Genomic DNA, 13135 nt, shown 5'->3' with positions numbered 1-13135 from the left:
TGGAAGTCCCGATCTCCTCAAGACGGTTCATATCGCCGGAGCCGGAAACTACCAGGCTTCATAGTCCACCAGGTTGAAGGGGACACCACCACGGTAGAGGGAACGCACCGCCTCATGGACTCCGCGGGCGGGGCCGGCAACCAGCACCTCATGGTTATCCCAGATGCCCTGGTCCAGCACGAACTGGCCCAGATCCTCACTCACCTGCACCGAGACCCCGGTTGGCGGTTCGGAAGCGCTGGTTGCACCCACCCACCAGGGGTCGGCGGGGTTTTCCGCCACCGGGGTGATCTCAAGCCAGTCCACGGTCCGGGCGAGGTTGGACAAGGTACGCAGGTCATGGAGCTCGCCAGGGTATTCGGCGCTCATGAGCAGGTGCACCGGCTGGTGAGGGCCGGGCCGCTGGAGCAGGTCGAAGATGATGGCCCGCATGGGGGCCAGTCCCATGCGGTGAGATATCAGCAGCAGAGGGGAATGACCCTCGGTGTTCAAGTTTCCGGTGGGGGCGCCGAGGGTCCAGTAGTCACCGACCCGGGGGTTAGCGAGCATGCCGGAGGCGGCACCGTTCTCGTGGACCTGGATATGGAATTCCAGCTGACCATGGTCATCGCTGGGCAGCACCGGGGTGAGGGTGCGCCAGGTGCCGGGCAGGTAGCTCATGGCCACCGGGATGTTCTGTCCCGCGCGGTAGTCGATTTTCTGGCTGTCCAGATGGACCACACTGATGCGTCGGCTCCGTCTTTCCACATGCGTGACGGTGGCCAGGTAAGCGGGCGGTACGCCGGCAAGATCCTGTTGGTGGGCGGCGGAGGCCATGGCCTGGCAGACCTGACGCAGCGCCTGTTGTGCGGCAGCGAGGATTTCCGGCTCGGCGGCGGGGAGGACGTCGGCAAGCGCGGCGGCAAGGGAATCCCCGAAAGGACCGTAGGCCTCGGAGGGGAAACCATGGCGGCGGTGCCGGACACCATGTGCCGCCACATAGTCCAGCATGTGCTGCGGCACTTGGCCATTGAGTGGGGTGCGGTCGAGGACATCGGTGATGACCGGGACCAGCCCAAGATGGGTGCGTTCCCGGGAGAGCGGGAAGAGCGCCCGGGCTTCCAGGATGCTGGTGAAGAAATGATTGTGCACCAGGTCCCGGAACCGGGCCTCCTGAGCGCGCACCCTGCTGGCAACTTCAGAAAGCGTCTCGGAGGGGGTCACGTCCCCCATTGTGCCCTATTTCAGGGACAGGTTGCCAAGGGGGTTCATTAACGCCTCAGGAAAGTTCATGACCCGTGGTCAGACCCTCTTTCGCGGAGATCCAGCCGAGTGCCGGAGCGACGTGTTCCGCGAAATTCTGCAGGATGGAGAGGTTGACCTCCACGCCCATCTGGTTGGGAATGGTCAGCATCAGGGAGTCTGCGGCCATGACCGCGGGATCGGCCTTCAGCTGCTCGATGAGCACATCCGGTTCGGCGGCGTAGCTGCGTCCGAAGGTGACCGGCACACCCTCACCCAGGGAGCCGATCTGATCCCGGTCACTGGCCTGGAGGCCGAACATCTGACGGTCCTTCTCGGAGACGATCGGGAAAATGGAGCGGGACACTGACACCCGAGGGGTCCAGTCGTGGCCGGCTTCCTGCCAGGTGGCGCGGTAACGACGGATCTGTTCCGCCTGAACCTCGCCGAGGGTGGAGCCGTCGGCCTCAGACACCAGGGTGGAGCTCATCAGGTTCACACCATCCCGGGCGGCCTGCTCGGCGGTGGTGTGGGAGCCGGCACCCCACCACATGTGCTTACGTAGGTTCGGGGCCTGCGGGAAGATCGGCAGGGGAGTGCCGGGGTGGTACATGTTCGGGTACTGTTTGCCGGCCTCGGCGGCCTTGGCCATCCCATAACCATCGATGGCGGCGAGGAAAGTCTCCCACTTGGAGCGTGCCATGTCAGCGCCATTGTCCTGCTCAGCGCTGTAGCCGAAGGCTTCCCAGCCCTTCTCGGCGGGCTCCGGCGATCCCCGGGACACCCCGAGGGCCATTCGACCATCGGCGATCAGCTCCAGGGCGGCGGCCTCCTCGGCGAGGTAGAGGGGGTTTTCATAACGCATGTCGATCACGCCGGTGCCGACCTCGATGTGCCTGGTCTTTCCGGCGATCGCGCCAAGCAGGGGCATCGGGGAGGCGTTCTGCGGAGCGAAGTGATGGACGCGGAAATAAGCGCCGTTGACACCGAGCTCATCGGCTGCGACCGCAAGGTCGATGGCCTGGTGGAGGGTGTCACGGGCATCGGGGCCGGGTTGGTTGCCGATGGCGTAGTGGCCGAAACTCAAAAATCCGAAACTCTTCATGTCGAAGATTGTAGTTGATGTGTCAACAACTGTCCAGGGGGTTAGATTCCCCACTCCCAACAGTGCTGTCGCCGCAGCTATTTCCCACTCAGCCACTTCCAGGCCTTGCGGCCGGCCAGGCGACCCGCGCGGGTTGCACCCACCGTGGAGGCGGTCGAACCGTAGCCCACCAGCAGGATTCGTGGATCCGCGGCCGGGGTGACCTCGTCGAGCAGCTCAATGCCGCCCTTGCCGCGCAGCTTCATCGGGGCGAGGTGGCGCAGGGCGGCACGAAAGCCGGTGTTCCAGAAGATCACGTCCACCTTCTCCACCTGGCCGTGGGGGAGGGGGTCCCAGCTTTCCGGGACCGCCAACTTGCTTCCGGTGGAAGGTCCCAGTCCCTGTTGGCGGGTGGAAAGCGGCGGGCCGAAACGGACGGTCTCCGGATGGATCTGGTCTATCATGCCGCGGCTGACCAGGGTGCCCTCCTTTACTCCCCGCAGGTAATCCGGGTTCTGGGGGATGCCGGTGGTGCGCACCACTGAGGCCGGGGCCTGGCCGGAATGGGTGCGTTCCCGCACCGCCTTCTCCACCGCCAGACCCCAGCCGGCATCAAATTCCTGGCTGGTGAAGTTCGGGGGCCGGCGGGTGGCCCAGATGGTTTCGGTGAGCGGTGCCAGTTCCAGGAGAAATTGCACCGCCGAAAGTCCGCCACCCACCACGAGGGTGCGCTGGCCAGCGAAGTCCTCCGCCTTCACATAGTCCCTGGTGTGTAGTTGCCTCCCCTGGAAGGTCTCGATGCCCGGAATATAGGGGATATAGGGATTGGTCCAGGTTCCGGTGGCATTGAGGACCATGCGACTCAACCAGCTTCGACCGTCCCGGGCATGGATCCGCAGCAGATCATTCTCCGCTTCCTCGACCCGGGTGACATCAACCGGTCGGATGGTCTTCAGTTCGAAGGTGTCCTCATAGGCACCGTAATAATCGCTGACTAATCTGCTGGCCGGCATCTTTGGGTCCGGGCGCCTCATGTCCAGGCCCGGCAGGTCAGCGATGCCGTGGGCCTTGCCCAGGGTGAGGGAATCCCAGCGGTGCCGCCAGGCACCACCGGGGCCGGGATTGGCGTCGATAAGCAGGAAGTCCTTGCCGGGGACAAGTCCTCGCCGCGCTAATTCATGTGCCGCGCTCAGGCCTGCCTGGCCAGCTCCGATGATGATTGCTTTATAAGTAGTTGTCATGTCAACAATTCTAGCAGGAGTTGCTCCCTCATTGAGGGAGCCGCCGGAGGGGAACTTCCGGGGAAGCGCCGAAAGTACAGTCCCTGAACTCCAGTTGAAATGACAGCGAAACTTAGCGCTAAGAGCGTTTATGCTTTTATTCGGCCGCGCCGGTCGGGACCCTACCTACATAAATAATGTGATCTGCATTAAGCTCTTCCTGTTCTACCACCCCATTGAACTGATATGAGAGGAAGTGCGTCGCCACAATGGAGTACACCCCTTTTAGTCTCTTGCAGGATGTCGGATGGATTTCCGCTCTGATGGTGATCGGCAATGTGTTGCGCCGGAAAATCCCCTTCTTCCAGACCCTGCTGATTCCCTCGCCCATCACCGCTGGCCTGATCGGGCTGGTGCTGGGTCCGCATGTCCTCGGTCTGATCGGCTTTTCCGCTCACATGGGCACCTACACCACCCTGCTCATTGCGGTTGTGTTCGCGGCGATGCCCTATTCCATGCAGTTCTCCCGCTCCATGCGCTCCGGTGCCCAGACCATGTGGTCCTATTCCACCGGTATGTTCATGGGGCAGTGGGCGATCTTCATCCTGCTCGGCGTCTACTTCTTCCAGCCGATCTGGGGCACTGAGGACTGGTTCGGCATGATGCTGCCGGTCGGTTTCGTCGGCGGCTTCGGTACCGCCGCGGCCGTCGGCAGCTCCCTGGAAGCTTCCGGCGCGGTCGCTGCCTCCTCGCTGGGCTTCACCTCTGCCACCGTAGGTACCCTGGCAGCCATCGTCGGCGGAATCATCTTCACCACCTGGGGCATCAAGAAGGGCAAGACCGCAGCGATGCCCTCGAAGCTTCCCTGGGATCTGCGCTCCGGTTACATCGACAAGCTTTCCGAGCGCCCCAGCATCGGTAAGGCAACCACCAACCCCTCGGCCATCGAGCCGCTGGCACTGCACGCCGGCATCATCGCCTTCACGGTGCTGCTCGCCTACCTGTTCAATCAGTGGATCACCTCGATGTTTGCGACCGTGTCCATCCCGCTTTTCGCCACCTCCTTCGTGGTCGGCATCATGGGCATGGGTATTCTGCGGTTGCTGAAGAAGCCGGAGTACCTGGACCGGGACACCGTCAACTCGATCTCCGGCGCCTCCACCGACTACCTCATTGCCTTCGGAATCGCCTCGATCGTCCCGGCTGCCATCGCGGACTACCTGGTGCCGCTGATCATTCTCTTCGTCGCCGGTGTCATCTACTGTGTCTTCTTCTTCTTTGTTGTTGCCCCGCGCTTCTTCGGCGAGAAGTGGCTGGAGCGAGCTGTCTTCGGCTGGGGTTGGGCAACCGCCGCCGTGGCCACCGGTATCGCACTGCTCAAGATCGTCGACCCGAAGCTGAAATCGGGGACCCTGAATGAATACGGCGTGGCCTATATCGGTTTCGCGCCCTTCGAGATCGGCATGACCATCATCGCCCCGATCGCGGTGATCGCGGGCCTGACCGCTGGCCTTGGTTGGGCAACCCTGATTGTGGCGGTGGCGGTGATCGGCGCCGCCTTCGTTCTCAAGTGGCTACCGGAACGTGGCCATGTCAGAGGAAACGACCGGGAGCAGCAACCGGCTACCGCCGGGGAAGCGTGATCCCCCAGACAGACTTCTTGAAGGACCACGGTTGAACACCGCCGGGGGAGCCTTCATCACAGACACCAACGCCGCCGGGGCCGAGCTGCATATGCAACTCGGCCCCGGCGGCGAAATGAGGGATTTCTTCGGTCAGACGACCGATCGATTTTCCCGGTGAGCGTCTCGATAATCGTTTATTACACCCAAAGTGAGATAGATCAACACAATTGCGGCAAGTATCGGCCACACCAGAATATAGATGGTCATCAGGACTGTGGTCATACGCGGACACCTCCCTTCGGGTCAGTGTCGGTGCCACCATCGTCGCCATCAGCCAAGCGATGTGCCAACTGGGGGGATCCGTGGTCCGCGGTATCGCTGCCGTCGGCGTTGGTGATGGTGGTCGTGCGGGTTTCTCCACCCTGGAAGGACATCACGCGCTCGTCAATGAGGTCGAAGTCGAAACTCTCATTGCTGCGGAAACTGATGCCCACGCACAACGCAGTACTGATGCCGTAGGCAACCAGGGCGCTGAGCAGTGCCGGGTAGTCGCGGAGGAAGCCGAGGAAGAGCGGGACCATGGCGACGAACATGATTGCCGCCGCGATCAAACCAGGTCGACGGCCGAAGATGCCGAAGACCATCAGCCCCACCGCGCTCGCAGCACCCAGGGCGCTGAAGAGCTCGAACACCACTGCCTGGACCCCGAACATCGGGATCAGCTCGAAGCGGGTCAGCAGGAAGAAGACCACTGCAACCACCACGGAGATGGTGAATGCCTTACTGGTGATCCGGTTCCAGTAGAAGCTCATGATCACCGGGAAGACCAGTGCACCCCATAGTCCGCCAACGAAGACCAACAGGTCCAGAATATTGAAGTTAGCGAAAGCCAGGACCACACCGCAGGCGGTCGCACCAACCATGGTCATCCGGCCGACCAGCAGCATCGTTTTGGTCTTGACGCGACCACGGGCGATGTTCTTACCGTAGATATCGGTCATCGCAATCGCGGCCAGTGCCGAGAGATCGGAGTCCGCGGTGGAGGACAGTGAGCCGATCACCATGATGAACAACGCCACAATGAGGAAGACGGGCAGAAACTCCACGCCCATCTGCGGAATGATGTTGTTGGTGTTGCCATCGGCGGGCTGCAGGCCGATCATGGCGGCGAGGACGCCGAGCATGCCCAGGCCGATGACGGTGCCGGCATAACCGAGAGTCGCGGTGACGAAGGTTGACTTGATGCGGTCGACCCGCACCGCGAACAGGCGCTGCATGATGGTCTGGTTGCCGATCGCATAAGCCAGCACCGCCACCATGTAGGGCGCACCCTGATAGAGGAAGGCATCCTTCGACCAGAAGTCCGCCTTCTGCGGGTTCTGCTCGTACAGCGTGTCCATGCCGGTGCTGATCATGTCGGGACCACCAGCGGCGTAGAAGATCGTCGGGATGATGATGACCGCGGCGCCCATCATGGCGACCAGCTGGATGTAGTCAGTGAGCACCGAGGCACGGAAGCCGGACCAGATGGTGTAGGCGAGAACGCCGACTGCGACCGCCAGGACACCGGTGCCGAAACTGAAGGGGGTGAGAACGTACACCAGCGCACCAGCGGCGGTGAAGTTCGCCGTCAGGCTGATGAGACTGCCGGCGATATTCGACACCGCGAGCATCAACTGACTGGATGAACCATGCCGGGCATGGACCATCTCAGCGAGAGTGTGCGCGTGCGGTGCAAGAGTACGGAAACGCTTTCCGAAGGGGTAAATACACAGAATCATCAGTGCGCCCCAGAGACCGTAGTGGATGGGGCCAGAGATTCCGTAGATATAACCGGCCTCGGCTGCAGCGTAGAAAGACGCTGCCCATACCCAGGTCGCAGTCATCGATGAGGCGGAGAAACCGAATCCGATGGAGCCACTGGACACCATGAATCCATCAACGTTTTCTTTACGCTGTCGGATGGTCAGGGTGAGCAGGAAGGTCGCTCCAAAGAATCCGACCAACATCAATATGGTCGCCCATGAACTGAACTGAAAGCCGTCCAAATCTCCTCCATACTTCGGGACCGAAGAATGAGTGAACCCGCGGCTTAGAGGAAGCCGGGCGAAAGGCCGCAGCTTTCGGTCCCGTCTTTAAAGTGAATACATGTCCTCCGCCAGCGGGGCGATTTGAGTGCGGCATAACCATAACAACATTCTGAGTTATAGCCGAATCCAAACTATCGAAATTTAAAAACCAATTTAGCTATGATATGATCAAGGGATTTCGGGGAAAAGTAGTTCCGGTTATATTGCCAGCGCAGCCAGTTTTCATTCGGTTGATACCGGCCCTGTTTCGGGTGTGTTGGCGGGGGTGGTGTCCGTCAACTCTCAGGGTTTTTGGCATTGATATGTGTGGCTGGGGGAGAGGCAGTTAGGGGGCGTCTTGGCTCGATTGTCCAGCTTTGGAGTGCAGATATGGGATGGGTGGCGAAGGTTTTGCCCTGGGTGGCTGCTGGGAGGAGTGGGGTGGGCAATATGTTCCCTCGGCATTTTTTCGGGGGTGGCTCCCAGTTTTTTCTCAGATGTGGGCGCGCTTCTTGGGGCGGGTTTTTCGGGTGTCTTAAAAGCTGTTGTGGCGGCATCTGGGGGATAAATTCGGATGAACTTTCGTGGGGGAATTTGTCTGAATTACCTCTGTCTTAATGGTCCTAAATTGATATTTCAAAGGAGAATTTCCGAGTTTTTACATTGCTTAGTTGTAGTATTTTTCATTATTAATAGAAGTCCGCTCTTTAAGGGACTAAGTGGCCCTTCCCGTTTTAGGAACTCTTTGTGGAATTGTTGATCTCTCCCTGGAGTCTTTCGGGGTGGATCAGCGACGACCAAGAGGTAAGGAGTTATATTCCTGACTCCGTGGGAGATTGCACGTAGGTGCTCCAGCCTCCTGTTGATCGCTTGGGCGAGATTATTGAATGCGCCGGTATCGAAATTCGGCAGAATCTCCTGACATAGTTTCCATCTGGTCGGCCCCCTCTGCTCCAGCTGTTGAACGTTGCTGGGGCAGGTTGGATGGGATTCCTTTCGGACTGGCGTATCCAGTATTAACTGGCCTCAGGATTCTTCCACTCCTACACTGTGATGCGGGGCGGATTCTAAGGGTCGGTGCAACACCTTGACCCTGACAGGGGACGGGCGATGCTCGAGGCGGCTCGCATCCTGTTCCTCTCACTAGCGGTATCGGTTAGCAGATCCTTGCACGGCAGTTGCTCGAGATGAAAGTCGGTGTTGTTGCACAGCGGGGACAAGGGTGGGGGGGTGGGCCGAAACATCGGTAGATGCCTTGTTTCAGTGCTTTCAGGTGTTCTCAAACGCTTGGCCAGCGATCACATGTCCAGGGTCTAGCTGTCCGCAGGTGAACGCCGTCCCTCGGTCCTTTTCTCAATGTGTGACCGGTTTTCATGGCTATCGTGGTCCGAAGAGGTGTCCTCGCTGTGATGTTGCGCTTCGAAGAGGGGGAAATTCAGAGTTTGAATATTCACGGTGAGCGCCAGATCGAAGATGTCATTATTTACCGACGGCCTGAATGTGGGTCTCATTTACCAGCAGGGATCGGAACTGCCAGCCCAAAATCTGCCGGTGCCAACACCTCTGGGTGTCAACTGGAAAAGATGTGCCTGAACCCTGCGGGAGAGGGGGTCGATGCGCATGCCAGGCTGCAGTCATCATTTCTTGAGGCCCAGATAACTGAACCCATAACCGTAGCGATCGATACGCCGTTCATCGGGTGGTCTTCAGGAGAGGGTCAACGGCCCGAGAAGACATCCATGGCTGTGCTCATTCCATGGCCTTCTGACTATCGCATCACTGTGCAACAACATCCTTCTGGGCCCTTTTCGCAGTGTGTTGGCTGGCCCATCGTCTCCCTCACTTCCCGGGTGGGCTCTACCTGGCCAGTTGGGGCAAAGAGGCTTCGGTCTCTGTCTCAAGGCTGGTGAGTGCTATTTCACGTTATGAAAAAGATGACCAATAAAACTGACAATCATACCCAATGAGGTGATACAGTACATCTGAGATTGGCGTAAGTTATGTCTGTTAATTATGTTTGAAGCAAGTTAAATATTAAGCGACGCATCCTAATGAAAGGCAGGGTCGGGCGTTCTGAGTTCTGGGAAATCAGCCCGCCAGACCATTTTTCCAATCTGTCACGTGAGCGCAGGTCTGCTCACACCTGAACGCACCTAGTGAAAAATCAATTCTTCAGGAGATAAACCAATGGCCAATATCGCCCGTAAAACGCTCTCGGCAGTAGCCGTGGCCTCATTGCTCGCTGCCGGAACCTTCGTTGGTGTCGGCGCTATCAACGGTGGCGCCTCGTTCCTACCGTCTGCTGCTGCCCAGACTGCTGCGATCGACGGCATTCCAGATAGCGCGAATTTGGAGATCAACAAGCGGCTGGGCCTGCCGGGGACTGCCCGAGATGACGGCACCCAGATCGCCCCGGAGGAGGTTCCCGGGGAGCCGGCAGAGGGGATCGAATTCTCTATTTTCCCCGTCAACGGCATTGACCTGAACACCCTGGAAGGCTGGCAGGCTGCGGATGGCCTGGAGATCAACGACTTCTTCCCTGGCGCTGCCCCCAATTCCTACAGCACCTTGGACCGCACCGGGCTTGGCACTGAGACAACCGCGGTGACTGACGCTGACGGGGTCGCCGCTTTTACGGGCGATACCGGCCTGTATCTGGTGGTTGAGGAAGCCAACCCGACCCTGCCCAATGGGCAGGCTGTCGCCCCAGCCGCTCCTTTCCTGGTCACCCTGCCCATGACGGACCCGATCGATAGGCAGACCTGGCTGGACACGGTATATGTCTACCCGAAGGGCCAGGCAGTTGCGGTACCGCGTAAGACAATCACCGATCCCGTCCCGACAGGTGACGGTATGGATCTGACCGGGTCCTCGCTCGGCGAGCTCATCGGCTACGAGATTGCAGCCGACGTTCCTGCGCTCGGCGGGGACAACGCCCTCAATGGTTTCTCCGTGACAGATAAGCTTCCTGCCGAATTGGGAGGACTGAACCTGGAATCCGTGGTGGTCACTCTCGATGGGGTAGCGCTGGCTGAAAACTCCTATAGCATTCGAAACTGGTCCGTCGGTGCAGGCGATGACGCTCAGGAAGTTCTGCTGGTTGAGCTGACTGATACTGGTCTTGCACAGCTTGGGGCCGGCGGCGGGGAGATTGTGGTCAGCTTCAACGCCCCCCTTGAGACAACCCCGCAGGCCAACCTGATCAACCAAGCCTGGGTTTCTCCCACTGCCCTCGGTGTGGCCGAAGGCTGGGATCCGGAAGCCGAAGGCGCCAGCCCCGGCACCCCGTCGAACGCCACCCGCTCGATCTACGGCCAGATCAATATTCAAAAGACCGGGCAGGGGGATGACTCGGATGGACTCGCCGACGCGGTCTTCGAGTTGCACCGCTGTGTTGATGGCGACCTGGCAGAGAGCAGTTTGCCGATCCAGGTCGGAGGAACCACTACGTGGACCACTGGGGCAGACGGCTCCGCCAGCATCTCCGGAATCCACCTGGCGAACGTGACCGACCAGGATGACTTGACGAGCTATGTGGATCTCTGGGAAGGAAACGGTGAGCAGTTCTGTCTGGTCGAAACCCAGGCGCCGGACGGTTATGCGTTGCTGCCGGAGCCGGTGGGCGTGAACCTGGTTTATGACGCTGACAACCTCGAGCTGGTCAGTGTCGATCAGCCCATCGAAAACGTCGAGGCCAATGCCGGTTTCTCCTTGCCGCTGACCGGTGGCATGGGTATCTGGCTGATCCTCGGTGGTGGCATCCTGTTGCTGCTGATCGCCGCGGCCTACTACCTGGTGACCCGCAAGCGCGATAACGCGTAACCAACGGCCCAGTTGTTTGCTCAGCCACCGCGGTAATTGCTGTGGTGGCTGGGCGGGCCAGATTCAGGAGTACCAGACATGACCGTGGTCGAAAAGGCTGGGGCGGTTAAACGCTCAACGGTCCATAAGGTCATCCCGATTGTTCTGGTTATCGCCGGCATTCTCGTGTTGCTCTATCCGGTTGCCGTCACGTATCTGCGCAATGCCAACCATGCCTCGATCGCGGATGCTTACCGCAATTCACAGACCCAGGTACCTGAGGTTGATCGTGCAGCCTGGTTGGAACGCGCCCGGGAGTACAACGACACCAACACCAATATCCCGATCCTGGATCCGTGGTTGGCGCGGGTGTCCAGGGACAACGCGCCCTACCGCGATTACCTGGAACAGTTAAACCCCACCGGGGATCCGGAAGCGCCCATGGCGGCGGTGGCGATCCCGGCGATTGACTCGAAACTGCCGCTTTATCACGGCACCGATGAGGAGACTCTGCAGCGCGGGCTGGGCCACCTCTACGGCTCCGCACTGCCGGTGGGCGGCGAGGGCCACCATTCTGTATTGACCGGCCACACCGGGCTGACCACCGCCACAATGTTCGACCGTTTGGACGAGATTGTCGAAGGCGATGCGTTCTACCTCGATGTTCTCGGCGAGCCGCTGAAGTATGAGGTGGATCAAATCAAGGTTGTCCTGCCCAATGAGATCGATGATCTCCAGCCGAAGGAGGGCCGTGATCTTTTCACGCTGATCACCTGCACTCCCTATGGCATCAACTCTCATCGTCTCCTGGTTCGCGGGACCCGCGTTCCGATGGATGAGGAAGAGCTTGATGAGGTCTTCACCGACGGGGGACTATGGCAGACCTGGATGACCTGGGTGCTGATTCTGGTGGTAATCGTGCTGCTGGTCATTCTGTTCCTGGGGCTGCGCGCGCTGGCCCGAAAGCGTGCGGCAGCACTTCCGGGGGAGGGACGACACCGTGTCCGCTAATCGACGTTTCGTCCGCACCACTGCCGCGGCCGCAATCCTCGGCTTGCTCTGGGTTACGGTTGCCCCGATTGCTTCCGCCCGCCCGGTCGTTCCTGCGGTCATCGCCGCGTCTGCTCCTATTGTGGACGTGCATCAGCTAGGCCAGCTCACCCTGGAGTTTCGTGCCCCCAACCTCAATGATGATGAGCCTGGACAGACTCACGTCGGTGTCCTCGTGAATATCCGAAGGGTCGCCGACATTGATCTGAGCACCAGTGAAGGTTGGCGGCAGGCTGCGGACCTGGAGGCCGAGGAGGTTCTCGCGTTCCCTGCTGACCGTTTCACTGATCACCGCTCCGAGGACACAGGCCCCGACGGTCGTGTCCGCTTCGCCAACCTGCCACTGGGGCTGTACACAGTGACCGCACCTGAGGATGTCGAGCTGAGATTCGAACCTTTTGTGATCACCGTGCCCATGACCAATATCACCGGCACTGGCTGGGAGTACTCCTTCATGGTGTATCCCAAGGCGAAGGCTGACGCTGGCACCCCGACCCGTGGTCCAGCGCCGGATCCAGAGCCTGATCCCATCCCGGGGCAGGAGGGGGCTGAACCCACCACAGAACCGGGTGGACCTGGGCAGACCAGCAGTCCGGGGGAATCGGGGCCGTCGGAAAGCACACCAGGAAACACAGAACAGCCCTCTGGGCAGCCTGAGAAGGCCGGTGCCAGCAGGGTTGATAAGTCCAGGCGAGAGGGTTTGGCCGGCACCAAGGCCGCGGTCCTAGGCCTCGTGGCGGCAGGTTTAGCGATGATTCTGCTGGGTCTATTCCTACTACGTCGGCGAAGGGCTGAGCAATGATTTTTTCCCCACAGCCTTGTCATGTACTGACTTTTAGAAGGAATGACCGTGATCTCCCCTGACACCATGCCGACGGTACTACGAACATCAGCTAAACGCGTGTTCAGCATCTTCGCCATCGTGGTGCTGCTGCTGACCTTGTTGTTGGTGCCGCAGAAACCATTTGTGGCAGATGCTCAGGAAGTCCCCGCACAGCAGGCCCCAGCACAGATCGGCACGTGTGGTGCGTCAATAGCCCTGGTATTTGATCTTTCCAGTCATGT

9 protein-coding genes are annotated in these 13135 nt (G+C 59.9%); 4 read left to right on the top strand and 5 right to left on the bottom strand.

Annotated elements, in window-relative coordinates:
• Positions 1–48: 48 nt before the first annotated feature.
• The 3 genes from COCCU_RS12475 to COCCU_RS12465 all read right to left on the bottom strand — a co-directional run bounded on the left by COCCU_RS12475 (position 49) and on the right by COCCU_RS12465 (position 3546).
• A complete protein-coding gene (locus COCCU_RS12475) occupies positions 49–1203 on the bottom strand; it encodes an FAD-binding oxidoreductase (RefSeq protein WP_197088363.1) in 1155 nt (384 codons plus the stop codon).
• A gap of 55 nt (positions 1204–1258) precedes the next feature.
• The gene (locus COCCU_RS12470) at positions 1259–2326 is read right to left on the bottom strand and encodes an LLM class flavin-dependent oxidoreductase (protein WP_156231938.1); all 1068 of its coding nucleotides are present in this window, start codon (positions 2324–2326) and stop codon (positions 1259–1261) included.
• 77 nt (positions 2327–2403) lie between these two features.
• On the bottom strand, positions 2404–3546 hold the full coding sequence (locus COCCU_RS12465) for an NAD(P)-binding domain-containing protein (RefSeq protein WP_156231936.1): 1143 nt from the start codon (positions 3544–3546) through the stop codon (positions 2404–2406).
• Positions 3547–3794: 248 nt separating this feature from the next.
• Between COCCU_RS12465 and COCCU_RS12460 the strand changes: the two genes are divergently transcribed.
• Positions 3795–5168 carry a sodium/glutamate symporter gene (locus COCCU_RS12460; RefSeq protein ID WP_156231934.1) on the top strand — a complete coding sequence of 458 codons (1374 nt, stop codon included), beginning with the start codon at positions 3795–3797 and terminating at the stop codon, positions 5166–5168.
• A 132-nt stretch (positions 5169–5300) separates the two neighbouring features.
• Here COCCU_RS12460 and COCCU_RS14935 read toward each other — a convergent pair whose 3' ends face one another.
• Together COCCU_RS14935 and COCCU_RS12455 are read right to left on the bottom strand one after the other, a co-directional pair.
• Positions 5301–5417, bottom strand: coding sequence for a putative transporter small subunit (locus COCCU_RS14935; RefSeq protein WP_407924175.1), 117 nt, complete (start codon positions 5415–5417; stop codon positions 5301–5303).
• Positions 5418–5428: 11 nt separating this feature from the next.
• Positions 5429–7159, bottom strand: a complete 1731-nt coding sequence (locus COCCU_RS12455; RefSeq protein WP_156231933.1) for a sodium:solute symporter family transporter — start codon at positions 7157–7159, stop codon at positions 5429–5431.
• A 2247-nt stretch (positions 7160–9406) separates the two neighbouring features.
• Here COCCU_RS12455 and COCCU_RS12450 point away from each other — a divergent pair.
• From COCCU_RS12450 to COCCU_RS12440, 3 genes are all read left to right on the top strand, one after another.
• The gene (locus tag COCCU_RS12450) at positions 9407–11041 is read left to right on the top strand and encodes a SpaH/EbpB family LPXTG-anchored major pilin (RefSeq protein ID WP_156231931.1); all 1635 of its coding nucleotides are present in this window, start codon (positions 9407–9409) and stop codon (positions 11039–11041) included.
• 78 nt (positions 11042–11119) lie between these two features.
• A complete protein-coding gene (locus COCCU_RS12445; RefSeq protein ID WP_156231929.1) occupies positions 11120–12031 on the top strand; it encodes a class C sortase in 912 nt (303 codons plus the stop codon).
• The gene (locus tag COCCU_RS12440; protein WP_156231927.1) at positions 12021–12872 is read left to right on the top strand and encodes an isopeptide-forming domain-containing protein; all 852 of its coding nucleotides are present in this window, start codon (positions 12021–12023) and stop codon (positions 12870–12872) included. Before COCCU_RS12445 ends, COCCU_RS12440 begins: the two co-directional genes overlap by 11 nt.
• Positions 12873–13135: the final 263 nt, after the last annotated feature.

Source organism: Corynebacterium occultum, assembly GCF_009734425.1.
Classification (GTDB): Bacteria; Actinomycetota; Actinomycetes; order Mycobacteriales; family Mycobacteriaceae; genus Corynebacterium; species Corynebacterium occultum.
Note: the sequence above shows the minus strand (reverse complement) of the source record. Positions and strands in the feature narration are given on the sequence as shown.